Raw genomic sequence first — 23,854 nt, 5'->3', positions numbered from 1 at the left:
GAGGGGCCGCGGTGGCCCGCGGCGGTCGTGTTCGAGCCCCGACCGACGGCTGCGGCCGGAGCGCGCGACCGCACACGACGTGTGGATCGCTCAGAGAGCGCGGATCGGTCGACCACGGCCGACCGACGAAGCCGCGCGGTGGCCACCTCAAGAGGTCCGACGGCGCGGTCGGCATCCAACCGGGACGGGGCCCTCGAAGTCACCGCTGCACGCGACGCCGGGTTGGGCGGTCGTGGCGGACTACGCCGCGCCGTCCTCTGTTGCCTGCGCTTAGGAAGCGAGAGCGACGAGCACGGCGGGCGGACCGCGCCGCTCGGGCAGACGTGCGCTCACACGTTGCTTGGAGCGGCGAGCCGGTGGCTCGAACCTCAGGGTCAGCGCGTCGTACTGAACAGGCCCGACCGTCCGGAGCACGACACGGACGAGACGGCGGAAACGAGCCAGGAGTGCGCGTCCGGCCGTGTCGCAAGCGGTGGTCAACGCCGTGAGAACCACGAACAGCGCCACGTGGAAGGCGATGAGAACGAGACACGCGAGCACGCTGTGACTCGCCGCAAGCGCGTGCGAATGCGTGAGCTCACCAATCATGTGCATGATCGGCTGGCCGATGACCATCGTTCCGGCGAGGCACAGGATGGACGTCACTCCGCCCGCACACGCGGCGCGCACCACGCCGGCGGCAACGACGAGGATGGCGAGGGCCCACACGTGGTCGGTGGCGATCGTCGACGTGAGGGTGACGATGGTCGCGAGTGCGACGGACACCGTGGCCAGGGTTGCGACCGCTTGCCACCGTGAGTCGCGGAGTCCCGACACGGTGTCACCCCTTTGCGGCAATTCGCCTACGCTCCGCAAAGTAGACCCTTGAATAGCCTTCAGACCAGACGCGAGAACGATCCTGGCCGGTACTCCCTGCTACCGACATCTACCAGGCGCGGGTGGCGCTCGGGCCGCATTACGCCGAGTCGGCTGCGACGTCCTCGGGGGCTAGGTCCGGTCGTAGGCGCAGGTACTTGGTGGCGTGGCGCCATCGGCCTTGCTCGTAGGCGGTGTCGGTCTCGACCTCGACCGCCAGCTCCGGCTCGACCTGGGTGTACTCGATCTCGCTGCCGGGAGTCTGTCCGAAGCGGCTGGACGGCAGCCGCAACGGCCAGGGGTGCTCGGTGCGCGGCGATCGCAGCAGGCGCTGCAGCTCGGCGCGCGCGGCCAGCGGAAGCGGGCTCGTGCGGCCGACCACGCGGAGCCGGCCGCCTCGATAGCGGCCGAGGACCAGGGCTTCGGGGTGCTCGAGGGTGCCGAAGATGCCGCCGATGACGGCCTCGGCGGTGTCGCGGGCGCGCAGCTTCTGCCAGCTGCGGGCGCCGGGGCGGTAGCGCTGGTCGCGGCGCTTGGCCACGACGCCTTCGATGCCCGGCGGCTGGTCGCGCAGCCAGGCGCCCGCGGCTTCAGGGTCGGTGGTCATGGGCATGAGCCCTACTGCGCGGGGAGCCTCGCTCAGCACCACCTCGAGGACCTGGCGTCGCTCGTCGTAGAGGGAGCGGCGCAGGTCGTGGCCGTCGCGCTCCAGGACATCGAAGGCGACCAGCGAAGCTGGCATCTCGCTCGCCAACTGAGAAGTACGCGCTGGAGAGGAGTACCGGAGGCGCTGCTGCAGTGCGGAGAAGTCCACGCCCCCGTCGCCGGCGATGACGAGCTCGCCGTCGAGGACGAGACCCGATGGCAGGAAGTGCGCGGCAGTGACGATCTCCGGGAAGTACCGGCCGAGCGGCTTGGCGCGTCGGCTGTCGAGTCGCACGTCGCCGAACTCCTTGATCGAGAGCAGGCAGCGGAAGCCGTCGAGCTTGGGCTCGTAGGCCCAGGGCCCTTCGGTCGGCAGGACGTCGACCGACCGCGACAGCATCACCGCGACCTTCTCGACCACCGCAGGAGTCTCACCGAGGGCGGGCTGGCTCTGCCACCGGAGGAGGCCGACTCACCACCGACCGAGACCTCGACCTTCGCTGCGCCACCGAGCACCGGCCGGTCCGGGACGCGCCGTGATCCGCGGATGAGGCTCAAGTTCTCGTCGGAGCGCAGCCGCAGGTGTGGGCGCGGCCGCTGGGCTACAGGGGATGGTCGGTCTTGTCGCGGCGCGGGCCCTCGTAGCCAGCGGGTAGCGGGCCAGGGAACTGTGGGGCGGGCTCACGGATCGGGTCGTGCACCAGGCGCTCGGCGGCGCGCGCCGCGTGTTCCCACACCCGGGGCGAAGTCGGGCGCTCGCGCCAGTCATCGGCGAGGGTCTCGAGCAGCGCACCGACGGCGTCGGCGGATTCGCGATTCAGGCCGGCGAACCCGCCGGGGCCACGTTCACGCACCACCGCGGCGGCTTGGACCATCTGCTCGGCTTCGAGCCGGCGCTGCTCGCGGCGCCGGAGCTCGGCTGGCTGGACCACACACACCTCCTGGACAGGACGAGACGAGCGTCCTTCCGCGGGGGAAGCGCGGGCGACGCCCCAGCGTGGCACGGCCGGACGACAAGGGCTCGTCTCGTCCTTGCTCGCAGGTCGGCCTGTAGCCGGGCACGCCGGTTGGGGTCGGTGTGCGCCGCCGGCGCAGTGCTCCTCACGGCCGGGCGGCCGGGGCGCCTGCGGCGCGAGATCGAGCCGCTGCGCGGCCGCCGGTGCTGGAGGCCCCCGGGAGCTTGATCGGGCCGTTCCTCCCGGTCAAGGGCGCATGCGCGTCGCTACGCGACCGGACTTCGTCCGGCCCTTGACCGCGAGCCTCGACGGCCCGCTCGGCGCCCTTCGGGCGGTGGAGGCAGCAAGCGCCTCCGCCCACCGCCCCGGGGCCCACCAGCCCCGACCCCTCTTTCGGTCGGAGGCCGCCATGACCACCCAGCCCGACCAGGACCCGCGTACCGACGCCGAGCTGCTCGCCGACTACGTCGCCGGGGACACCGACGCCCTCGCGGTCCTGGTGCACCGCTACCAGCGTCTGCTGTTTTCGCTGGTCCGCCGACTGTCGTGGTTCGAGCCGGACCCCGAGGCCGTGGTGCAGAACGTGTGGCTGCGGGTGCTGCAGGGCGCGAGCACCTTCAACGGACGATCAAAGGTGTCGACTTGGCTGCACCGCATCACCGTCAACGAGACCATCGACGCCGCGCGGCGCCGCCAAACCCACCGCGCGATGCCGTTCGGGGAGCTGTACAAGTCCCACGACAAGCCCGAGCGCACCGACCCCGGCGACCCCTCACTAGCGGTCATCGACCGCGAGCACGCGGCGGCCGTGCTGCCCAACCTGCTCGCGCTGCTGCCTCGGGAGCAGCGCCTCGTGCTCGAAGTGCTTCACCTCGACGGGCTCACGAACGAGGAGGCTGCACAGCTGCTCGGGGTGGCCGTGGGCACCGTCAAGTCGCGTGCACATCGCGCCCGAGCAACCATCGTCGCCCATCTCGCGACGAGGGAGCGCGAGGACGCTCGGGCCGATCCATGACGGCCACTCGCCGTTCCCACCTGCTTCGCGACGGTGGGAACGGCGAGCCCGCGGGATGCGTCAGACCTGCATGACCATTCACGACACCAGCTCGCGCCCTACCGAAGGCCTCGAGACCGAGGCCGCCCGCGATATTCCTTGCGAGGCGATAGGCCAACTATTCGCCGCCGCCCTCGACGGAAACCGCCGCGCTGAAGCGGCTCTGCACCTGTTGGGCGGCTTCGACGACACCGCACATCGCGCGTCGTGGGCGCTCCTGTGCGCGCATGAGTCTGGTCAGATCACTCCGCTCAACGTGCTCGCGAGCATCGACCGCACCCTCGCCGCGCTCCGCGCTCCGCGCTCCGCGCTCCGGGCTCCGCGACCCGCTGATGGGGCGATAAGCGAGGCGAGGTGCTAGCCGCCGACGCGGAAATTGAACGCATGGGGTGGGCGACCGCGATCAATGAACTGGTCGCCAACTTCGCCGTACCCGACCCTGGCTGTGACGCTGGTGGTGCTGTCCGTTCGGGCGCGGTGGCGACGGCACCTACCCCACAGCGACCGGCGAGGCGGGGACGCCGAGGCAATTAAGTGCGCGAAACCGCCCATGTCGACCTCTGTAATGAGGCACGGTGCGTTCATGGCACACGAGGCGGATGAAGGTCCCGGCGACTTTGACGCCTTACGAGAGGCGGTGGACGCGGCGGTGGACCCGGCCGGGCCGCTGGAGTGGGGCAGCGTGATGCGGGCTGCGTGGTTCGGCGTCGATCCCGATCCCGACGCTCCTGCGCCGCGAGACATCGTGGACCGGGGCCGTCTGGGCCACCCCGACGACCAGGACTCGGGCTAGCAGCCGGCCATGTGTTCCGTCGAATCGCCCGACTCCGGCCACCGGAGGACGCTAGGTACGTCCCGGTGCCTCGTTGCCTGCCTGTCGAGCAAGTGCGGGCCCGAGGGGCCGTCGCCGTGGGATACGCCATGACGTCGTGGGCGATCTCAAGTGCTCCGCTTCGTCCGGTCCGGGTCGGGTTGTCCGGTGGGGCCGGCGAGCACCTCGGCGAGCGCGGCGGGCGTCGGCGTCGTCGTACCGGCTGCGTTCGGCGGGCTGCTGGTCGGGGTCGCCTCTGACGAGGCGCAGCGGCGGCGTGATCGTTGGGGTGGCGGTCACGAGGCGTGCCGAAAGAGTCGTAGGCGACTAGCCTTTACCGCCGTGTCCAAGTGCGGGGGCGGCAGCGACGTTGGAACACAGCGAGCCGTCACGACTCAGAGGCGATGTTCGTCAGCAACGCTGCAATCCAGATCTCATCATGACATCACCTGAAGCGCCGCTACATGAGGCCATGGAGATGGGGGGAGTTGACTTCAAACCCTGGTTAGGTCGCGGCCTAGGTGAGGATAGGTGCTTCGTCTGCAACCTTGCCCTAGACGAGACAAGTCGGAGCGTAGAGGACGTCTTCCCAAAGTGGCTTCAGCGCCGGTTCCCGGCGTGGCGTGATCGCGCGCTAATGCTACTTCCGAATCTAACTGGGTTGCCCCTTCGCCACTTTGCGATTCCCTGTTGCAAGAAGTGCAACAACGAGCATCTCAGCAGGCTGGAAAAGTCAGTCCAGCAAGCGTTTGATGTCGGCCCGGCCGCCGTAGAACGGCTGGGCGAGAGAACGCTTCGGGGCTGGACCGTGAAGATCGCTTATGGGTCTAGACGCAACGACCTTCGACTGCGCTCGGATATCCGAGACCGCAATTCGAGTACTATAGCGACCGTGAAAGACCTAGAGGGTCTCGCGCACCTCCACGACCTGCTCCAAGAGTGTCGAGGCGTTGCCTACGTTCCGAACGGACACTCGACTTTCGCCACCTTTTTAGCACAAGAGAGTGGCTGTGAGCTGTGCGACTTCGATGCAATCATCCCCTTGGGCTGGCCGTCGCCGGTAATTCTGAGGTTGGGGAAGGTGGTCGTCGTTGGAGCGATCGACGATCGCGGACTTCTCAACGGGCTTATGACGTCGCCTCTCTTCGCTATGCTCCGCAAAACTCCCCTACATCCGATTCAAGTGCGGGCCTTGGCCGCAATGGTTATTGCCCGATCTGCAAGGCTGAATCCGCAGGCGGCACCGTTGAAGTATGGTGTCTCTGAAAAGAAGCTATGGATCGCGCGCGCTGAGGCGAACAACCGCGTACCAAAGACCCTCAAGAACGACGCGCCTTCGGCGGATACGGTTCTGGCCAGCCTGCTCAATGAAACTCACGGGATGGTCAAGGAACAAGGAGGAGCGCTCGGACTCTTACGGGTCCGCGAGGGCCACCCTACCTATATTCCATTCCGGCACGACGAGCGCAGTCTATCCGCCGTAGAAAGGACCGCACTGCTTCCGAATAGCGCCGATTTGTTCTAGCTTTCCCGGGGCGGTCCGGAGCGGGTCAGTCATAATCGGCCAAACTCGACCCCTCGCGTCGCAGCCACGCTCAGGTGATCACCCGGCGGTCCGCACAGTGCGCCTCCGAGACAAGTACGAGCAGGTAGTCAGGACTCGACGTCGAGGGGCGGCCTCGAGGGTCGGGTTCGCGTATCGAGAAGGAGGTCGAGGTTGACCAGGCTCTCGTCGAGCGCGTCCGCGCTCGCCTGGAGCAGGACGGCCAGGTCATCAGCGGAACAGCAAAGGCGACGCGGTCGGCCACTCTTGCGCGTGCGGCACGGGTCGCCGTAGAGGAGCTGACCGCATCGGACCATCTGATGACGTGGCAGACGGCCAGGACGCAACCGCGCTCATCGCCCGATACAGACGATCCACGAGATGTTCTAATCGGGCGTCTCGCCGTCATTCTTGGTGTCGCAGACCTGGGCTACAGACCCGCCTCCTACGACGCCATAATTAGTGCTGCCCAGTCCCTACGAAGAGGCTCGACTTAGGCCGCGCGATGGCCGCCGCCCCGATTGGCCGTTGGCGCAAGGGCAAGTTCATCTTCATGATGAGCCGCGCCTAATGCGACGCCACATCAGGATGCCTGGCGGGTCGGCCTTCTCTCCAATCTCGTGCAGCCTCTTCGTGAAAGCTCCAACCTGTTCAGTTCCCTCCAGCGCCGACATCTCACCGAGGCGGAGGTAGGCGAATTGACGAATCTCATCACGCACCGCGATGAACGATTCGGCGTCGTCACGCGCCTTAACGGCACGACCCGCAGGATTCAGCGCACCTTCTGCAGCGGCGACCACCGCTGCGGATAGAGCGATGACGCCGGCCCCAGTTGTGCCGATGAGCCCAGAGATTCCGGTCAGTCCTGCCGCTCCGGCAAGTGTGGCCGTGAGTGGGCTCAGTACTGTGTGAGCTGCTTGCCATCCGCGGGCTCGTGCATAACCTGTGTTGACCTGAGCAGCGACAGCGATGGTCAACCGGTCGAGCTCTCGAGCGACCTTGAGCTGGTCCTCTGACAGCCCCTGCAACTCACTCTCTTCCAACCTGCTGAAGGGCATCGAAGGCTCTCTATCGATTCCTAGGAAATGTGGGCTCGCACAATACAGCCGGCCTGCGGGCATGGGAGCACCGGGGGTGCGACAGATCGGGCTAGCTGGGCTGCTGTCCCGGAGGGATCGCGTATTCCAGGTCGGTCAAGAGGTAGTAGTTCCTCACGATCCCTGATGTCCTCGATGTGACAGTCCGTACGTTGAAGGTCGCGTTCACCTCCGAGCCGAAGTAGTCACGAAGAGCAGCAACAACATCGTCCGCGACGCGCGCGTTGATAATCTCGCCGGTGGCAAGCTGCAGCTCGATGCGATTTCTGATTTCGCTCGCCCCTCCGAGCAGGCCGCGTACAACTTGAGCTTCTTCAGTCGCTTCGTTGTTACTAAGAACTCGGTATAGACGGCGAGCGCCGCCCGATGAGAGCGCGGAATACTTGCTGCTGCTGCCCGGTGCAGTCCAAATCCACTCGGCATCCAGCTCATCGTCGGCCATAAGCTTCGCGAGCCATGTCACATGGCGAAGTGCCCTCGAGCCGAGTGGAGCAACGAGCTCGACGATAGTCTCCTCGTCGCTGCCATCCGTGAGGTGCACCGCATCCACGATCGAAAGTATTCTCTTCAGTGAGAGATCGAGCAGGCTCTCGACATCCTCGTTGGGCAGTTCGAAAAGAACGCCATCGTCCACGTTCTCTTCTGGTCCGCGCAGCGTCGCACCAAACGACCCCGGGAACACTCCGGCGAGCCGGAGGCTCGAAGCATCACGAAGATTCGCTGGGATGGGAGCACGAGAAGTCGCCTTGCCCGCTAGCGCCTGGGCGATCGCAGCCACCGACTCTTGGAAACGTCCCAAGAACTGGGCCAGCTTATCGATTCTTATCTCGTGGTCGAGTACCGGTTGCCCACTCAGGTGGAGTTCTACCTCTGAGCGCCTCGCAGCAACCAGCTGTTGCTCTAGATCACCACGAAGGTGTCGGAGGCTACGTGAGGTTAGATTCAGCCCGGCGTACTCGGTGCCCTCGGTCACTTGCAGAGTCTCGTCCAGGCGAGCGATGGCGGCGCGGAGGGAGCTAACTGGGGTCATCTCGCACCTCCAAGTACCCGCGGGACCGGTCGTGATCGTCCTTCAGCCTACTGAAGTGGTCATCCCAATCTCCGCGTGCTCGCGCGTATCCAAACCGAGCTGGGTGAGTTTCGGGATAGTATGCGACGACATAAGCGTCAACACCGCGCTCATCTCTAGTCTTCGGTCCCTCGAAGAGTCGCTCGACCAGCCGTATTCGTCCTGGCGAAAGAGTCTCGAACTCCGGGCCTTCAATGAAGGTAACGACGTCGATGTCTGGGGGATCGACTCGCGATGTCGCGAAACTGCCACCGATCCACTGCATCCGAACGCGAACCAGTTCGGCCACCTCGACCCGGTGGAAGAGCCAGGCTTGGAAGAGGTTCGCGCGAGTTGTCGATTGAGGAAAGGCTGCGACGAATCCTTCGTACAGCTGGTCAGGCGACACGAGGACGCGTGACGGCAAGTAGCCATCTGGTCCGAACATCCTCGCCTTCCTCGAAGTTGGCTCGAGGAGGCTAGCAGCGATGATCGCCAGCTCTCGCCGCACGTGGCGACGTGTCGGGTCATCACCCGATCAGCCTAGCCTGAAGTCACACGCATGGACTCGCGCATGCGAGTGAAAATCGAGCCGGCTGGTGGGCTAGGCCTCTAGCGAAGGGCTGACCGACCCAGGAGGGCGAGGGCTCGACCATGGACCAACTTCTTGAAGCCCGGCGGCGGTGGTTGGCCAGCGCCGGCTTTCACGGCCGGCCCGCTGCCCGCCGTCTCCTGGGGCAAGCTCGGACGGTCGATGGTTCGTTCGATCCGTTCCCCATCACCAGAGCGGCCTAGATGTCGCCGCCGTAATACTCGGGAACGTCGGCGCGCGCCTTGCGCTTCAACGCCTCTGTGCCTCTGAAGTTCGTCGGCATGCACAAACGTAGACCTTGGAGGACTTCCTCAAGGCTGACTTCACCATATATGGCAGCGTTCTCATTGTGGACATTGAGGTCGGCCAAGTAATCAGCCAAGAAGATCATGGCCTCGTCGGGTTCAGTGTCCCATAGATAGGCGAGAACTCGGCCAAATAGATCACCGGGGTGGAGGTATGTAGTTCGCTCGCCGTGGAGCCGCCAGCTTCCAATCAACCAAGTGGCGGCCGACTTTGCAAACCCTCCGACGAGGATGCGTTGGATGTCAGAGGGAATCGGGTGAGTCTTGAAGTGGGGATGATCGTAGCTCACGGGACCTCCACAGTAGGGCCTGGTCGTACTAGGAAGCCACATCATTATAGGTGGCCATGAGCCGCAAGCTGTGAGCGCCCGCCCTAGCTGTCAGCAATCGATTCCCTGGTAAGAGCGATTAGCTTTGGCGGGTCACAATTCATTCGCGTGCTGTACTGCGCAGCGAGCGAGTTGAGAGAACGCGTCGGACAGGACGTCCCAGCAGCCCTTGCGCTGCCGCAGGGAGTGTTCCTCGATGGAGTCGGCCTCGGCTTGATGCTCGTCAAAGTCCCAGCCGGTCGCATTGGCCGCCTCGTAGCCGGCGCGCTTGTCCTCGAGCTGGCGCAAGCGCTGGCGCTCGTCCTTGGTCAACCCGAGACGGTCACCGCGAGCGTGGCGCATGGTGAGGGTGAGCAGGAACGCCGAGCCGCCGGCCTCGTCGACCGCGCGCATCACCTTCGACAGCTCGTCCGCGCGGCGGGTGGCGATCTTCGCGGCGCACTGCGGGCAGCACCACACCGACCCGCACGACGCCAACCCCGAGTACCCGGCCGTCCTCGTCCCGTCGGTGTTGCTCGTGACCGCCAGCGTCACCCCGCCCTCCGGGTCGAGCGGCACCCCACAATCCGGACGGGCCGCAGGCTGGTGACCTGGCGCGGCGTAGAGGCCCACGACCGGCGGGACGCCGGCGATCGTGGCGTCGGCCAGGGACTCGGGCACCAGGACCGCCCACACGGTCGCGCCGGCGACGAGGTCGCGGCGGACCCAGGCCGGGCGGTAGCCGTGCAGTGAGGGGGCGATCACGCGATCAGGCCGGCGTGATGTCGCCGAGCTTCCAGCTGCGGTCGAAGTAGCTCTCCATCGGCCCGTACAGCCGGAAGTACGAGAACCAGTGCCGGCCCGGGATCGTCTGGACCCAGTTGTCCTCCCGGCCGGGCGGCGCGGTGGGGCCGAAGAACACGTCCACCGAACCGTCGTCGTTGGCGACGAGCTCACCGTCGCGGGACCCGCGGTCGCCGCGCTGCTGCTCGTTGTCGATCAGGCACCGGGTGGCGACGTCGTAGACCGTGACCGACCAGAACAGCTTCGCCGGCACCCCCGGCGGCACGTGCAGGGTGTAGTCCGCGCCGCCATCGAGCCATTTCCCCTGCGCGTCGGTGTAGGCCCCGAGGTAGGCCTGGCCCTGGCCGGGGGTCTGGCTCTTCATGGCTTCGGAGAAGCTGACCGCCTCGTAGAACCACGACGCCCGCTCGAGCAGCTCGTCGTAGCCCTCGCCGCGCTGCGCGGAGTTGGTCATCTGCACCGCGAGGTCCCACTGGCGGTCGGGCCAGTAGGTGGCCCCGGGGAATCGCTTCGCGAAGGTGTTGGCCTGGGCCATCAGTTCGCCGACGCGGGTGGCCTCGGTGAGCAGCGCGGCCGTGCGGGCGTCGGGGTCGAACGGACGGCCCTTCTCGATCCCCAGCTGGCGCAGCATCGCGAGGAAGAAGCGGTCGCGCTCGTCGACGATCTCGCGCTGGTGTATCTCGTGCAGGCGGACCCAGTACTCGAGTCCGCGGGGCTGGTCGCCCGACCACCCCCGCCCGTCCGGAGCCACGATCCGTGTCTCGGGGGCCTCCCGGCCGTCGAACGGCGTGAGGCGAACCGTCGCGACGAGCGCGTCGGCCTTTTCCGGGTCGGGCTCGAGGGCCCGGAAACCGAACATGATGTTGTTGCCGGTCGCCCGGTGCACGTAGAGGTCGGACGTGTCGTCGGGGACGCGTTCCCCGGGCGGCACGACGAGGTGCCGGCCGCCGCGCCCCTGGTCGGGGCCCATCTCGCCGAGGATGCCGAACTCCCGCTGCCAGAAGTCGGAGAAGCCCCCGGCGGTCGGTCCGGCTCCGACCTCGATGAGCAGGGCCCCGGTCTCGCCCAGGTCGATGAAGTTCAGGATGTAGGGCGTCGTCGCGTTCGCTGTGATCAGCCCGAGCCGGTCGGCGTAGGACAGGTAACGGACCAGGTCGTAGTTCGTGGCCCCGAACACCTCGCGGTGCTGGGTCTGCCACTGCGCGTACGACACCAGCGGCAGCGACCACAGGTAGGCCTGGACCGCCATCTGGTGGTCCAGCTCGTCGAAGATCAGCGGGAGGTCCTCCCGCCGCGGCAGCTCTCCGTCCATCTCGACCGCCGCCAACCGCCCGGGAAACCCCTGGCCCTCGCCGCCCATCGCCGCCCCCATGTCCTCGTCGCGAGCCGGGCACGAGGTCAGCGCCGCAGCGACCCGCGGATCGTGTCCCGAGATCGAGGCCCGACCCTCCGTCGCATGATCGGCCGCGAGCGAACATAGAGGTACACGCTGATGCGCGGGCAGAACCAGTCGGACGCACGCCGGCCGCCCGCTGGCTGCTTCGAGTGATCGCCGGCCACGTCGTGGCACGCCTCGTGGCACGAAACGAGGTCCACCGACGATGCTTCGGAGCACCGAGTGACGTCCCGCGAGGACATCGTTGCTGGTAGAGGCCCTGGGCTACGTGGTCGCCCATCTTTGCAAGGCGGGGGTTGAGGGTTCGATTCCCTTCGTCTCCACCGGGTCTGACCTGCGAGAACGCCCGGTCGCGTGATCCACCGTGTCCGGACGTGGCACGAGATCGCGGCGGTACTCGTCGTCGACTCCAGCCACGTTCGTGGACAGGGTCCGCGGTCAGGTGCGTACGAGACCGGCGCGAGTGGCCCGGCCCGACACACGCGCGACGACCCGGTGGCACAGGATGGGAGCGGTCTCCGATCTCGGGAGAACCGGGTACGCCCCTCTCGGCCCTGCGGTGACAATCCCGAAGCGAGCTCGTCCTAGGTCTCGTCGACGCGCTCGACGTCCTCGAGCTGCCACTGCTTGCTCATGACCTCGGGCCCGACGCCGTAGAACCGGAACATGAGCTCGAACGTCGTCGAGTTCCCGGTCTCGACCGTGTTCGGCTCGAGCCCCGGACGCACGCGGGGGCCGAAGTACACGTCGACCGAGCCATCGTCGTTCACGACCAGGCCCGGGGTCTGCGACGACACCGAGTACTTCTGGTTGCCACGGATGAAGGTGTGGTCGTCCCCGTCGTACATCGAGACCGACCAGTACTGGGAGACGGGCACCCCGGCCGGGACCCGCATCCGGTACGTGGCATCGGAGCGCAGGAGCTCGCCGTGCTGGTCGTGCACGGTCACGAGGTAGAACTGGCCGATCCCGAGACGGCGGATCCCGATGAAGGCCATGTGGTAGATCACGCCGCGGTCGGTGTAGGGGTACACGTCCCCGTCGGCGAAGTTGGTGTACTGGGCGTCGGCGAAGTCCCGTCCCGCCGGGAAGAACCAGTGCCGGCCCTCGTAGAACGGCGGCTCGTTCTCGTAGACCTCGCGGATCCACGCGTGCGCGTCCCGGACCGCTTCCTCCAGCAGCGCGACCCGCGCGGCGTCCGGCGAGAACGGCTGTCCCTGACGGATGCCGATCCACCGCAGCATCTCGGCGAAGGCGCGGTCGCGGGGCAACCAGGGCTCGGACTGGACGACCCGGTCGAGGGCCTCCCAGAAGCGGATGTCGTAGGGGATGCGGGTGTCGACCAGCTCGCCGTGCAGATCGCGACGAGGTGTCTCGGGCGGGTCGTCCGCCTGGTCGAGCCGGTAGATCCGGATACCGCGGCAGTAGGCGAGGCCGGCCTCCAGCGCCTCCTGGGTCGGCGCGGTGAGCACCGAGCGCAGCAGCGCGTAGACGCGGTTGGTGTCGGAGCGCAGCACCAGGTAGCCGTCGGGGACGGGGCCGTCGTGGCCCGGTGGCAGGACCAGGTACCGGCCCCCGCGGCCCTCGTCGAGCCCGAACTTGCCGACGTCCTCGAGCGGCACCTGCCACACGTTGCACACGCTGCCGTTGAGCACGTGCTCCTCGTCGGCGGGCGGGATGTCGAGGACGAGCGGACCGTCACGGCCGGGGTCCAGGAACGCCATGTAGTAGATGAGGTCCGGATTCGGGGTCAGCGTCTGGTTGCGCCAGTCCAACAGCTGGGACCAGTACACGAACTCGGTCGTCCCCTGCGGGGCGAGCACCGAGCGCATGATCTCGAAGTTCACCGCCGGCATCCCCCACACCGCGGCCTCGACGCCCCGTCGGTGGAGCCCGCTGCCTGCCTGCTCGACGAGCGTCTCTGACGACATGGCCCGGACGCTCGCACCTGCGGTCCGGTCGCCACCTCCTTCGCGACGGATGAGGCGGCGTGGTGAGCCTGGCGTCAGGCTCGGCCCGTCCCTCGTCCCGGAGGAAGGCTTCCATGGCCCTGCGGGTCCTGGCCCCGTCCCTCGCGGGGTGGCGTCCGACCTGGCTGTCGAAGACGGCGGTCAATGGGAGTGCGGGCGCCCGCAGCCAGATCTCCGGTCTCACGGCCGCGGCCCTGACGGTGCTGACCCTGCTGTTCCTCACCGGGCTGTTCACGCGCCTGCCCGAGGCCGCCCTGGCGGCGGTCGTCATCGCCGCCGTCATCGAGCTGATCGACGTCTCCGCCCTCGTCGTCCTCTACCGGATGTGGACGCGTCGGCTGGGAGCGATCTACGGCCTCGCCGCCCGCGCTGACTTCGCGGCCGCGGTCGCGACACTGCTCGGCGTGCTGGTGTTCGACACGCTCCCGGGCCTCGTCGTCGCCGTCGGGCTCTCCCTGCTCCTGCTCCTCTACCGGGCCTCACGTCCGCACCTCGCCCGGCTCGGCCGCATCGGCACCGGGGCGGAGCCCTGGGTCGACCTCGATCGTCACGACGACGCCGAGGTGCCCGACGCGGTGGCGGTCGTGCGCCTCGAGGGCGAGCTGTTCTTCGCCAACGCGGCGCACGTCCGCGACGAGGTCACCGCGCTCGCCACCCCCGGCACCCGTGGCGTCGTGCTCGACGCCCGGTCGGTGCCCTCGGTGGACGTGACCGCCGCCCGCATGCTGGTGGCCCTCGCCGCGACCCTGCACCGTCGTGGCGTCGAGCTCGTCCTCGCCCGCGACCTCGGCCAGGTCCGCGACGTGCTGCGCGCCGTCGAGGGAACGGCCCCCGCGTGTTCCCCGACGTCGACGCGGCCGTGGCCGCGGTCGGGGCGTCGGCCGGTCCGGTCCGGTAGGAGGACACCCGTGGTTGAGGCGATCGGGGCGGTCCTGCCCCTCGGGATCGGGGTCGCGCTCAGTCCCGTCCCCATCATCGCGGTCGTCCTCCTGCTCGCCACACCACGCGGCCGGGCCGACGGCTCGGCGTTCGTCGTCGGCTGGGTGCTCGGCCTCGCGGCCGCGCGGCGATGGGACACCCGGGCTCCCGGCGTGGATGTCGACGATCGACACGTTCACGCCCGTCAAGGCGGGGGGCCTGGCCGTCGCGCTCTCGGCACTCAACCCGAAGAACCTGCTCATCACCGGGGGCGCCGCCGCCGCCATCGCCCAGACAGGCATAGCGGCCGGCGGTCAGGCCATCGCCCTCGCCGTGTTCGTGCTGGTGGGCACGCTCGGGCCGGCCCTGCCCTGGGTGATCGACCTGGTCCTCGGTGCGCGTTCCGCGGACCTGCTGGCCTCCCTGCGGACCTGGATGGTCGCGCACAACAGCGCGATCATGAGCGTCCCTGCTGCTCGTCATCGGGCTCAAGCTGGTCGGCGACGGGATCGCCGGCCTCTGCTGACCGCCCGCTGCCCGGACCTCATCCGTCGCGCATGAGGACGAGCCCCGGCGGCGACGCCCACGCTCCGGCCGGACGGTGGTGCGGACGGCAGGAGAGCCCGGTGAGCGACACGCAGACCTCGTCAGCGACGGTCGACGGCCGCGGCCCGGCGACGCCCGTCGCCCCGCGGCCCCGTCGGATGCCGCTGACGGACTATGCGGCCATCACGGCCACGGTGCTGCTCGTCGGGCTCGTCGCGGGCGCCGCCTACGTCGCCCGCGGCGCCCTGATCCTGGTCTTCGTCGGCTTCTTCCTGGCCACCGGCCTCGAGCCCGCCATCCGGGCCCTGGGCCGCCGCGGCGTCCGCCGCGGCCTCGCCCTCGTCCTCGTGGTCCTCGCTCTGCTGCTGATCGTCGTCGGGCTCGCGGCGGTGCTCATCGTCCCCGCGGCGCACCAGATCGGCGCGCTCGCCGCCGGGCTCCCCGACGTCCTGGACCGGCTCGGCGCCCGCCTCGGTGGACCGGGCACCTCCCTGGGCCAGGCCCTGTCCGACCCCGCCCGCCATGAGCAGGTCCAGCAGCTCCTCCAGGGGCTCGGCACGGTGGCCGGGGCGTCGTTGGCGGCGGTCTTCGGGGTGCTCGGCGCCCTGTTCGGCGGCGTCTTCGCGACCGTCACCGTGCTCGCGCTGCTGGTCTACTTCGTCCTCGCGATGCCGAGTATCCGGGCCGCGATCGACCGCGCGATCGGACGGGCCGACCGCATCGAGGCCGCCGACGCCGCGCTCGGGCGCATCGGGGGCTACGTGTCCGGGCAGCTGCTTGTCTCCGCGGTGGCGGGCCTCGTCTCGCTGGTCTTCTTCCTGGTCGTCGGGATGCCCTACCCGGCGCTGCTCGCCCTGGTCGTCGCCGTCCTCGACGCGATCCCGCAGATCGGGGCCACGCTCGCCTCGCTCGTGGGCATCGCCGCCGCGCTCAGCGTCAGCATCGGACTCGCCGTGACCACCCTTGTGTTCTTCGTCCTCTACCAGGCGCTCGAGAACTACCTGGTCGCCCCGCGGGTCTTCTCCCGCACCGTCGAGATATCCCCGGCCGCCGCGTTCGTCGCGATCCTCGTCGGTGGCTTCCTGGGGGGTCTGCTCGGCGCCGTCACCGCCCTGCCGATCACGGCTGCGGGCAAGGTCGTGATCCGCCAGGTGCTCGACGAACGCCGCGCCGGTGCCGCGCCCGTCACCGCTTCCGCCGGCGAGATGCCCACCCCGACGTCCGGACGAGAGGACGGCCATGGTTGACCGACAGCGCCCCACACCGACCCGCGATCGGGGCCCCGCCGGCGGGGCCTGGTGGACCTCCCGCTGGGCCCTCGCCCTGCTTCTCGCCGTGCTCGCCGTCGTCTTCGTCGTCGAGAACCGCGAGCCGGTGGCGATCCGCCTGCTCCTCCCCGTGGTGGTCATGCCGCAGTGGGCCGCCCTGGCGGCCACGCTCGTCGTCGGTGTGCTCATCGGCGTCCTGCTCCGCCGCCGACGGTGAGGGGCCGTGCTGTGGAACCCACGCGCTACGAGCTCCGCGTCCGCGGCCACCTGTCCCGCGAGGTCTCCGAGGACTTCGACGGCTTCGAGGTGGCCGACGCCCCCGCCGAGACGGTGATGATCGGGGAGGTCGTCGACGACGCCCACCTGCACGGGGTGCTGGCCCGTCTCCAGGCCCTCGGGCTCCAGGTCGTGTCCCTGCGCAGCGTGCCCGACGGGCCGCGGCCGCCGACGGAGTAGGGCGGGGCTCAGTGCGCCGAGCGCGGGCGCTCGGACACGAGCAGGCCGATCTGGCGGGCGCGGGTGACCGCTTGCCGGCGGTTCTCGACACCCAGCTTCTGGTAGATCGCGCGCTGGTGGGTCTTGACGGTGTTGACCGACACCGTGAGGTCGTGGGCGATGTCGGCGGACGAGCGCATCGTGGGCAGCAGGTCCAGCACGTCACGCTCCCGCGCGGTGAGGTGGTGCGCCGCCGCGACGGCGGGAGCGCTGCCGGTGAGGACCTCGTCGACGAGGGGGTCGAGCTCGGCGAAGCCGCCGCGGTGCTCGGCGAGGAAGCGACGCAGTGCCTCGGGCAGGTGCCGCAGCGGGCGCACCACGTCGGAGCGGTGGGCGAGGGCGAGCGCCCGGCGCAGGCGGTCGCGGGCGATCGACGTCTCGCCGCGCTCCAGGGCGATCTCGGCGTCGAGCAGGGGTGCCTCGACCACCACGAGCGAGGTCAGCGCCCGCAGCTCGCCGGTGAGCACGGGGTCGAGCGTCCTGCGGGCCCGGACGTCGCGGACCGACCACTGGTTCCGGGCGCGCAGGAGGGCGAGTTCGGCCGTGCCCGCCAGGTCCGCGCTCATCGCCCGGGTGACCTCGCCGGCCTCGCGGGCGCGGCCGCCGGCGAGCGCCGCCTGCTGCTCCAGCAGCGCGGCCAGCGCCTTGGTGTGCACCTCGTGGGTGCTGTCCTCGCTACGGGAGGTGCGCGCGTGGCGGATGCGTCGCCAGCCCTCGAACGTCTCCCCGGTGTCGTGCTCCGCCGCGCCGCGCAGGACGGCGAGGGCTGCGGCGAAGTGCGGGTGGTCGGGCGGGCAGGCGGCTTCGGCGTGCGCGATGCGCTCGGTTGCCTCGTGCGGGCGGCCGCGCAGGACCTCGCTGGTGGCGAGGGCGAACCACGCGCGCAACGTCCACGAGCTGTCGCCCCAGCCCTCGGCGCGGGCGCGGGCGATGACGGCCCGGGCGTGGCGCTGCAGCCGCGCCCGCTCGCCCGCGTGGTTGTCGGCGAGGGCGAGGGTCGACTGCGCCTGCAGGGCGAGGTAGGGCCAGTCGCGTGACTCGGCGAGGGTGAGCGCCTCCTGGCAGTCCCGGCGGGACTGGTCGCGGTCGGAGGCCAGCAGGGCCGTGCCGCGGGTGATGAGGGCGAGGGCGCGCAGCGCGACGTCGTCGACCGCGTCGGGGTCGATGGTGGCCCCGACGGCGATGGCGGCCGGGAGCCGGCCCCGGACGAAGGCCGCGCGGGCGGCCACGATCCGGCGGAAGACGACGAGGTTGCCGCTCTGGTGCCCGAGGGGCCGGTGGGCGGCGAGCTCGCGCTCGGCGGAGTCGATGAGCCGCTCGCCGTGGTCGAGGTCGCCACGCTCCAGGGCGGACAGGCCGAGGAGCAGGCGTACCCGAGGGTCGTCGGCCGCTCCGGCGAGCACCCGCTCGGTGTGCAGGAGCGCGTCGAAGGCGCCCTGGCCGAGGAGCTCGATGGCCCGGGACCGCAGGAGGAGCTGCACGGTGGGCACGTCCCCGGCCGCCGCGGCGCAGCGCAGGGCCTGCGGGTGCTCGCCGCGCTGCTCGTACCAGGACGCGGCCCGCTGGTGGAGGTCGGCGAGCCGGGCGGGATCGCGGCGTCGCAACCGGGCCAGCACGTGGGACCGCAGCAGTTCGTGGGTGCGGAACAGGGTGCGACGCCGATCGGTGGCGTTCACCAGCGCCGTCGCCGACTCGAGGCGGTCCAGCACGATCGCGGCGTCGTCGATACCGCTGAGCTCGACGGCGAGCTCGACGGGCAGCGGCGTCGAGACGCAGCCGGTCTCCAGGACCGCGATCTGCCGCTCGTCCAGGACGGCGAGGACCTCGTCGACGAGGTAGTCGGCCACCGAGCGGTCGTCGCCGGCGAAGTCGGCGACGAAGGCCGACACGTCCTCCAGTTCCTGCAGCGACATCGCGGCCAGGCGCAGGGCGGCGACCCACCCCTCGGTCCGGTCGACCAGCGTCGCGACCTCGTCCTCGGCCAGCCGCACCCCGTGCGCGGCGAACAGGCGCGCGGCGTCGTCCCGGTCGAAGCTGAGCTGGGCGACGCGGACCTGGGCGAGCCGGCCGTGCAGGCGCAGCCGCTCGAGCCCCACCGGCGGGTCGAAGCGGCTGCAGAGCACGATCGTGAGCCTCGGCCGGGGATGGCGCAGCAGCGCGAGGAGGCCGTCGAGGGCGGGGTGCCCGACGATCTCGTGGACGTCGTCGAGGACGAGCACCGCGCCGTCGGGGAGGGCCTCGAGGGCCTCGTGGGCCTCGTGGGCCATGACCATGGGGTCCTGGTCGCGCCTGGGTCCCGGCCGGTGCTCCACGGGGTCCAGCACCGTGTCGAGCGCGCCGAGGACCGTGTCCCACCAGCACGCCGCGTCGCGGTCGGTCGGCTCCAGGGACACCCAGGCGGTCGGGGTCTCCGGGTGGCGGCGGGTCCACTCGGCCACGGCCGCGGTCTTGCCCTGCCCGGCGGGAGCGCTGACCAGGACGACCCGGCCGTACTCGTGGGCCTCGCCGTACTGGTCCAGCAGGGCGTCGAGGGTGGGACGTTCGACGAATCCGGGTGGTCGCAGCGGCACCATGGTCTTCGCCCACCGCATCGGCGACCCCCGGGGAACTGTGTCATCAATTCCGCGCGGTTCTCGTCCGACGTCGACCGCCGCCTCGTTCTACCGGATCTCGGGAGTGAATTGAAGGTCGACTGTGACCGCGGCGTGGCCCGCCCGTGTCAGGGCGTGACGATGCGGAAGTCGCCGTCGGGCTGGTCGAGGAGCCCGAGCAGTCGCTCGAGGACCGCCGGGTCGCCGTCGTGGTCGATACCCTCGAGGCCGTGTCCGGCCAGCACCGCCGGCAGCTGCGCCTTCGTCAGGGTCACGGCCAGGTCGGCGGCCTCCGCGCCCTCGGGACGGGCCGAGTGGATGAGCACGCCGTTGCTGAGCGAGCACCGGTGGGTCCGGCCCTGATCGGTGATCACCAGGTCCAGGACGAGGTGCTCGTTCCACGCGCGGGGCCCGTCGACGCGGATCGCGATCGCGTCGAGGAGCTGCTCGACGGTCAGGGCGGCGAGCATCGTCGGCGATCCGAGGTTCACCGGTGTCGGTGTGACGCCGTGGCGCAGTTCCTGGGCGCCGGTGAGGTAGAAGTTGCGCCAGGTGGCGTTCTCCGCGCCCTGCCCGAGCCGCTCGAAGACGTCGGCCAGCAGACCGGTGGCCTCGGTGTCGGCGGGATCGGCGAACACCGCGTGGTCGAGCAGCTGGGCGGCGAAGCGCAGGTCGCCGGCGTCGGCGAACCGGCGCGCAGTGGCGACCGTCGCCTGCTGGCCGCCGAGCGCCTCGACGTAGCGGTGGGCCGACGCCTCCGGCGGGTGGGGCCAGAGGCGGGCGGGGTTGCCGTCGAACCAGCCGAGGTAGCGCTGATAGATCGCCTTGACGTTGTGGCTGACCGACCCGTAGTAGCCCTGGGTGTGCCAGGCCCGACGCAGCGCCGGCGGCAGCTCGATCAGCTCGGCGATCTCCGGACCGGTGTGGCCCTGGTTGAGCAGGCGCAGCGTCTGGTCGTGCAGGTAGGCGTACAGGTCGCGCTGCTGGGTGAGGAACGTGCGGATGCGGTCCCGTCCCCAGGTGGGCCAGTGGTGCGAGGCGAACAGGACGTCGCAGCGGTCCACGTAGAGCGCGACGGCCTCGTCGAGGTACTGCGACCACACGTGCGCGTCGCGGACGACGGCACCGCGCAGGGTGAGGATGTTGTGCAGGTTGTGGGTGGCGTTCTCGGCCATGCACAGGGCCCGTCGGGACGGGACCAGGAAGTTCATTTCCGACGGCGCTTCGGTGCCCGGGGTCAGCTGGAACTCGATGTCGACGCCGTCGAGGGTCTCGATCTGACCGGTCCGGGTGATGTCGACCGTCGGCGCGACGAGCCCGAAGGTGCCGGTCGAGCCGCCGGGGCCGAGACCGGTGCCGACGACACCGGACGGGTCCTTCGGCAGGGTCATGCCGTACATGTAGATGCCGCGGCGGGACATGGCGGTGCCGGCGTAGACGTTCTCGGCGACCGCGTGCTCGAGGAAGCCCTCCGGCGCGACGACCGGGACCTCCGTGTCGGCGTCGACCACACCCAGCACGCCACCGAAGTGGTCGCCGTGGGAGTGGGTGTAGATCACCGCGGTCACCGGCCGGTCGCCGCGGTGCCGGCGGTACAGCGCCAGCCCGGCGGCGGCGACCTCGCTGGTGAATAGCGGGTCCACGACGACGACCCCGCGGTCGCCCTCGAGGAGGGTCATGTTCGACAGGTCGAACCCGCGGATCTGGTAGATGCCCTCGGTGACCTCGTAGAGGCCCTGCATGGCGGTGAGCCGGCTCTGGCGCCACAGGCTGGGGTTGACCGTCGGCGGGCACCCGCGCTCGAGGAAGCCGAGGGCCTCGAAGTCCCACACCACCCGTTCTCCGTCACTGCTGAGCACGCGGGGGTCCGGGCTGCGCTCCACGAGGCCGCGGCCGGCGTCCTCGACGTCGGTGGTGTCGGCGAACGACGGGCCGGCGGCGTCGTCCTTGGTGCGGTCGTCGACGGTCGTCATGGTGTCCTCGCGGTCGCCGGGCTGGGGCGCGGTCACCCTCCGCTGCATGGGTCTGCCCGTCCTCATGCGTGACGGATGAGACTTGTGGCAGGAGCCCCGGGCGCCGGCGGCCGTCGTGGCACGCCCCGCGGCACGAAACGAGAGCGGTCGACGAGGTCGAGGAGCACAGAGTGACGCCTCGCGAAGCCTTTGTTGCTGGTGGAGGCCCTCGGCCAACGCCTGTTCGTCATTGACTTGAGACACATCCGAGGCTTCTCAAGCCCTCCTCGGTGAGATCGAAAGCTCAGGCCTCTGAAGGCCGCTGCTCATGATCGGGATACGTCGACGCCGGAGGTAGCGACTGCGCCAAACGGCGCATTGTCGGGCGTGACGTAAGTGTCCATACTTCGACATCAGTGTCACGGCTTGCCCGTCGTCCGCCTCGCCGCGCGCGACACGGTGCCTCTGACACGCATCTCGATAAGTAACCACTCCTGTCACGGCCCGGTCGTGACGTCCCCGCCGCCGGGCTGCCGGCGGCCCCTGGAGGTCTGGATGACGGCGACGTCAGCCCCTGCCCGCTCGACCGCCGCGGTCGTCGCACTCGGTTTCGGGGCCATCGTGTTCGACGGTTACGACCTGATCGTCTACGGGTCGGCCATTCCTGCTCTGCTGAAGTACGAGCCGTGGGGGATGTCGCCGGCGCAGGCCGGTGCGATCGGCAGCTACGCTCTGATCGGCATGTTCATCGGCGCGATCGCGTCGGGCACGCTGACTGACATGATCGGTCGCCGGCGGCTGTTCATCGCCTCGCTGGCCTGGTTCTCGACCATGATGCTGCTGGTCTCGATGGCGCCGGACCCGTGGTGGCTGGGGGTCTTCCGCTTCCTGGCCGGCCTGGGTTTCGGTGGCATCCCGCCGACGGCCATCGCCCTCGTCGTCGAGATCGCGCCTCTGGCACGCCGCCAGCTGATCAATGGGTTGATGCTGTGCGGCTTCCCGATCGGCGGGGCCCTCGCCGCCGTGCTCGCGATCGCGTTGCTCGAGCCCGCGGGCTTCCGGACGCTGTTCGCGATCGGGGCGCTGCCGCTGGTGACCCTCGTCCCCCTGGCGATCTGGCTGCTCCCGGAATCGCCGAGTTTCGTGGCGCGAGGACGGTCCGGGGGCGGGTCGAGGCGGCGCGGTGAGCTCGCCGAGCTGTTCCGGGGGCGGGCTGCCCTGGCGACGGTGCTGTTCGTGGTCGCGAACTTCTGCGGGTTCCTGCTGGTGTTCGGGCTCAACACCTGGTTGCCGCAGCTCATGCGGGGCGCGGGCTACGACCTCGGCTCGGCGCTGGCGTTCCTGCTGGTCCTCAACGTCGGTGCCATCGGCGGCGGGTTGGGCGGGTCGGCACTGGCCGACCGCTTCGGCAGCCGATGGGTGGCGACCGGGCTGTTCGCGCTCGCGGTCCTCTCGCTGGGTCTGATCGCGGTTCCGTTGCCGACCGCGCTGCTCTACCTCCTGGTCTTCGTGGCCGGAGCCGCGACGACGGGGAACCAGATCGTGATCTACGGATACGTGGCCGCTCACTACCCGGCCGCGCGTCGTGCCACCGCGCTCGGGGTGAGCAGTGGCGTCGGTCGGCTGGGCGCGGTCGCCGGACCGGTCCTCGGTGGAGCGCTCCTCGCGGCGGGCTTCGGCCTCAGCGCCAACGTCGGCGTCTTCGCGGTGGTGGCCGTACTGGGTGCCCTGGCCTGTGGTCTGGTCCCGCGCCCGATCACCGCAGGGGCTGCAGACTCCCCGGTGACGTCCTCCCCGGCGACGGTGGACGATGGTGAACTCCGACGGGCGATCAACTCGTGAGGCGTCCGGGCCTCGTGACACTATCGTCGATTTCTTGACACCTATGTCGGAAGCCGTCTATGGTGGCGCCATGGCGCGGCAGCAGACCCGACGGCGACTCGTGTCGACCGAGCTCCTGGAGCACTCCGCGCGCCTGTTCGCGGATCAGGGGTACGCGAACACCAGCTTTCAGGACATCGCCGACTCGATGGGCATCAGCAGGCCGGCGCTCTACAACTACGTCAACAACAAGGAGGAGCTGCTCGCCGCGCTCGTCCGGGACGTCCTCGAACGCGTCGTCCAGATCCTCGAGCGAGCAACGGCGCGAGCCGATCTCGACGAGGAGCAACGCCTGGAGCTCGCGCTGCGCGAGATCGTGGCCAACAACGCCCGCAACACCACGCGGTTCCGGCTGCTCGACCGCAGCGAGCCGGACCTGCCGGACGACATCGCCGAGATGCACCGCGCGGCACGTCGGCGGGTGCTGAGCCTGCTGACCCAGCTCGTCACCGACGCCCAGGAAGCCGGGCGACTCCGACCGCTGCCCGCCCGGACCGTCGCGCTGGGCATGCTCGGCGCGGCCAACTGGGTGGCCTGGTGGTACCGCCACGGCGTCGACGACGACGCCGAGGATGTCGCCGACGTCCTCGTCGAAATGATGATGCGCGGGGCGGGACGTGACCAGGGGCGCCACGTGCACTCCGGGCCGTGGGCTGCACTCGCCCTGCTCAAGGAAGACGTGACCCACCTCGAGAGCGCGCTCACCACCGCGCTCGAGGCCAGGCCCGACGCCGAGCCACCCCCGGGCTGAGACGCCGCGGGCGTCCCGCCCGCCGCCCGGCCCGACCGTGACACCACTGTCGATTTCTCAACATCCGC

Annotated in this window: 21 protein-coding genes and 1 pseudogene; 10 read left to right on the top strand and 12 right to left on the bottom strand. The window is 69.6% G+C overall.

Annotated elements, in window-relative coordinates; all coding sequences use genetic code 11:
* Nucleotides 1-270 precede the first annotated feature (270 nt).
* The 3 genes from PH189_RS04090 to PH189_RS04080 all read right to left on the bottom strand — a co-directional run bounded on the left by PH189_RS04090 (nt 271) and on the right by PH189_RS04080 (nt 2,432).
* Complete coding sequence (locus PH189_RS04090) at nt 271-765, bottom strand: hypothetical protein (RefSeq protein ID WP_274187474.1); 495 nt, start codon at nt 763-765, stop codon at nt 271-273.
* A gap of 190 nt (nt 766-955) precedes the next feature.
* The gene (locus PH189_RS04085) at nt 956-1,921 is read right to left on the bottom strand and encodes an ATP-dependent DNA ligase (protein WP_274187473.1); all 966 of its coding nucleotides are present in this window, start codon (nt 1,919-1,921) and stop codon (nt 956-958) included.
* A gap of 181 nt (nt 1,922-2,102) precedes the next feature.
* Nucleotides 2,103-2,432: a hypothetical protein gene (locus tag PH189_RS04080; RefSeq protein WP_274187472.1), complete on the bottom strand. Its 330-nt coding sequence runs from the start codon at nt 2,430-2,432 to the stop codon at nt 2,103-2,105.
* A gap of 433 nt (nt 2,433-2,865) precedes the next feature.
* Here PH189_RS04080 and PH189_RS04075 point away from each other — a divergent pair, with 433 nt between their 5' ends.
* From PH189_RS04075 to PH189_RS04065, 3 genes are all read left to right on the top strand, one after another.
* The gene (locus PH189_RS04075) at nt 2,866-3,471 is read left to right on the top strand and encodes an RNA polymerase sigma factor (RefSeq protein WP_274187471.1); all 606 of its coding nucleotides are present in this window, start codon (nt 2,866-2,868) and stop codon (nt 3,469-3,471) included.
* A 622-nt stretch (nt 3,472-4,093) separates the two neighbouring features.
* Complete coding sequence (locus PH189_RS04070) at nt 4,094-4,303, top strand: hypothetical protein (RefSeq protein ID WP_274187470.1); 210 nt, start codon at nt 4,094-4,096, stop codon at nt 4,301-4,303.
* 910 nt (nt 4,304-5,213) lie between these two features.
* The gene (locus PH189_RS04065; RefSeq protein ID WP_274187469.1) at nt 5,214-5,846 is read left to right on the top strand and encodes a hypothetical protein; all 633 of its coding nucleotides are present in this window, start codon (nt 5,214-5,216) and stop codon (nt 5,844-5,846) included.
* A 569-nt stretch (nt 5,847-6,415) separates the two neighbouring features.
* Here PH189_RS04065 and PH189_RS04060 read toward each other — a convergent pair.
* The 7 genes from PH189_RS04060 to PH189_RS04035 form a co-directional block, all read right to left on the bottom strand.
* Nucleotides 6,416-6,922: a hypothetical protein gene (locus tag PH189_RS04060; protein ID WP_274187468.1), complete on the bottom strand. Its 507-nt coding sequence runs from the start codon at nt 6,920-6,922 to the stop codon at nt 6,416-6,418.
* A 91-nt stretch (nt 6,923-7,013) separates the two neighbouring features.
* On the bottom strand, nt 7,014-7,934 hold the full coding sequence (locus PH189_RS04055) for a hypothetical protein (protein ID WP_274187467.1): 921 nt from the start codon (nt 7,932-7,934) through the stop codon (nt 7,014-7,016).
* A 43-nt stretch (nt 7,935-7,977) separates the two neighbouring features.
* Nucleotides 7,978-8,457, bottom strand: a complete 480-nt coding sequence (locus tag PH189_RS30415; RefSeq protein ID WP_378015010.1) for a DUF6932 family protein — start codon at nt 8,455-8,457, stop codon at nt 7,978-7,980.
* 343 nt (nt 8,458-8,800) lie between these two features.
* On the bottom strand, nt 8,801-9,196 hold the full coding sequence (locus PH189_RS04050; protein WP_274187466.1) for a hypothetical protein: 396 nt from the start codon (nt 9,194-9,196) through the stop codon (nt 8,801-8,803).
* A gap of 132 nt (nt 9,197-9,328) precedes the next feature.
* On the bottom strand, nt 9,329-9,979 hold the full coding sequence (locus tag PH189_RS04045; RefSeq protein WP_274187465.1) for a SulP family inorganic anion transporter: 651 nt from the start codon (nt 9,977-9,979) through the stop codon (nt 9,329-9,331).
* 4 nt (nt 9,980-9,983) lie between these two features.
* Nucleotides 9,984-11,390, bottom strand: a complete 1,407-nt coding sequence (locus PH189_RS04040; RefSeq protein WP_274187464.1) for a DUF1254 domain-containing protein — start codon at nt 11,388-11,390, stop codon at nt 9,984-9,986.
* A gap of 608 nt (nt 11,391-11,998) precedes the next feature.
* Nucleotides 11,999-13,345 (bottom strand): DUF1254 domain-containing protein, encoded by a 1,347-nt coding sequence (locus PH189_RS04035; RefSeq protein WP_274187463.1) that lies wholly within the window; start codon nt 13,343-13,345, stop codon nt 11,999-12,001.
* A gap of 113 nt (nt 13,346-13,458) precedes the next feature.
* On the opposite strand from PH189_RS04035, the pseudogene PH189_RS30410 reads away from it, so the two are divergent.
* The 5 genes and pseudogenes from PH189_RS30410 to PH189_RS04020 form a co-directional block, all read left to right on the top strand.
* Nucleotides 13,459-14,385, top strand: a pseudogene (locus PH189_RS30410) (STAS domain-containing protein); the annotation flags it as partial.
* A 94-nt stretch (nt 14,386-14,479) separates the two neighbouring features.
* Nucleotides 14,480-14,863, top strand: a complete 384-nt coding sequence (locus PH189_RS30405; RefSeq protein ID WP_378015011.1) for a GAP family protein — start codon at nt 14,480-14,482, stop codon at nt 14,861-14,863.
* Nucleotides 14,860-16,095 carry an AI-2E family transporter gene (locus tag PH189_RS30400; protein WP_420791487.1) on the top strand — a complete coding sequence of 412 codons (1,236 nt, stop codon included), beginning with the start codon at nt 14,860-14,862 and terminating at the stop codon, nt 16,093-16,095. The genes PH189_RS30405 and PH189_RS30400 overlap by 4 nt, the downstream gene beginning before the upstream one ends.
* Complete coding sequence (locus PH189_RS04025) at nt 16,088-16,333, top strand: LapA family protein (protein WP_274187461.1); 246 nt, start codon at nt 16,088-16,090, stop codon at nt 16,331-16,333. The genes PH189_RS30400 and PH189_RS04025 overlap by 8 nt, the downstream gene beginning before the upstream one ends.
* An 11-nt stretch (nt 16,334-16,344) precedes the next feature.
* A complete protein-coding gene (locus tag PH189_RS04020; protein WP_274187460.1) occupies nt 16,345-16,572 on the top strand; it encodes a hypothetical protein in 228 nt (75 codons plus the stop codon).
* 8 nt (nt 16,573-16,580) lie between these two features.
* Here the strand turns inward: PH189_RS04020 and PH189_RS04015 are convergent, their stop codons facing one another.
* Together PH189_RS04015 and PH189_RS04010 are read right to left on the bottom strand one after the other, a co-directional pair.
* Nucleotides 16,581-19,202 carry a LuxR C-terminal-related transcriptional regulator gene (locus PH189_RS04015; protein WP_274187459.1) on the bottom strand — a complete coding sequence of 874 codons (2,622 nt, stop codon included), beginning with the start codon at nt 19,200-19,202 and terminating at the stop codon, nt 16,581-16,583.
* Between the two features lie 128 nt (nt 19,203-19,330).
* Entirely contained in the window at nt 19,331-21,223 is a 1,893-nt protein-coding gene (locus tag PH189_RS04010) for an alkyl/aryl-sulfatase (protein WP_274187458.1), read from the bottom strand.
* A gap of 486 nt (nt 21,224-21,709) precedes the next feature.
* On the opposite strand from PH189_RS04010, the gene PH189_RS04005 reads away from it, so the two are divergent.
* Together PH189_RS04005 and PH189_RS04000 are read left to right on the top strand one after the other, a co-directional pair.
* Nucleotides 21,710-22,996 (top strand): MFS transporter, encoded by a 1,287-nt coding sequence (locus tag PH189_RS04005; RefSeq protein ID WP_274187457.1) that lies wholly within the window; start codon nt 21,710-21,712, stop codon nt 22,994-22,996.
* 70 nt (nt 22,997-23,066) lie between these two features.
* Nucleotides 23,067-23,786, top strand: coding sequence for a TetR/AcrR family transcriptional regulator (locus PH189_RS04000; protein ID WP_274187456.1), 720 nt, complete (start codon nt 23,067-23,069; stop codon nt 23,784-23,786).
* Nucleotides 23,787-23,854 lie beyond the last annotated feature (68 nt).

Origin of the sequence: Actinomycetospora chibensis, from assembly GCF_028737215.1 — a bacterium.
In the GTDB taxonomy this organism is placed as follows: Bacteria; Actinomycetota; Actinomycetes; order Mycobacteriales; family Pseudonocardiaceae; genus Actinomycetospora; species Actinomycetospora chibensis.
This window is presented reverse-complemented; position numbering and strand designations above follow the sequence as displayed.

Bases quoted from the DNA above. Each gene is read 5' to 3' on its own strand.
- PH189_RS04075 (WP_274187471.1), top strand. From the start codon at position 2,866: ATGACCACCCAGCCCGACCAGGACCCGCGTACCGACGCCGAGCTGCTC.
- PH189_RS04070 (WP_274187470.1), top strand. From the start codon at position 4,094: ATGGCACACGAGGCGGATGAAGGTCCCGGCGACTTTGACGCCTTACGA.
- PH189_RS04060 (WP_274187468.1), bottom strand. From the start codon at position 6,922: ATGCCCTTCAGCAGGTTGGAAGAGAGTGAGTTGCAGGGGCTGTCAGAG.
- PH189_RS30415 (WP_378015010.1), bottom strand. From the start codon at position 8,457: ATGTTCGGACCAGATGGCTACTTGCCGTCACGCGTCCTCGTGTCGCCT.
- PH189_RS04040 (WP_274187464.1), bottom strand. From the start codon at position 11,390: ATGGGGGCGGCGATGGGCGGCGAGGGCCAGGGGTTTCCCGGGCGGTTG.
- PH189_RS04035 (WP_274187463.1), bottom strand. From the start codon at position 13,345: ATGTCGTCAGAGACGCTCGTCGAGCAGGCAGGCAGCGGGCTCCACCGA.
- PH189_RS30405 (WP_378015011.1), top strand. From the start codon at position 14,480: ATGTCGACGATCGACACGTTCACGCCCGTCAAGGCGGGGGGCCTGGCC.
- PH189_RS30400 (WP_420791487.1), top strand. From the start codon at position 14,860: ATGAGGACGAGCCCCGGCGGCGACGCCCACGCTCCGGCCGGACGGTGG.
- PH189_RS04025 (WP_274187461.1), top strand. From the start codon at position 16,088: ATGGTTGACCGACAGCGCCCCACACCGACCCGCGATCGGGGCCCCGCC.
- PH189_RS04015 (WP_274187459.1), bottom strand. From the start codon at position 19,202: ATGCGGTGGGCGAAGACCATGGTGCCGCTGCGACCACCCGGATTCGTC.
- PH189_RS04010 (WP_274187458.1), bottom strand. From the start codon at position 21,223: ATGCAGCGGAGGGTGACCGCGCCCCAGCCCGGCGACCGCGAGGACACC.
- PH189_RS04005 (WP_274187457.1), top strand. From the start codon at position 21,710: ATGACGGCGACGTCAGCCCCTGCCCGCTCGACCGCCGCGGTCGTCGCA.
- PH189_RS04000 (WP_274187456.1), top strand. From the start codon at position 23,067: ATGGCGCGGCAGCAGACCCGACGGCGACTCGTGTCGACCGAGCTCCTG.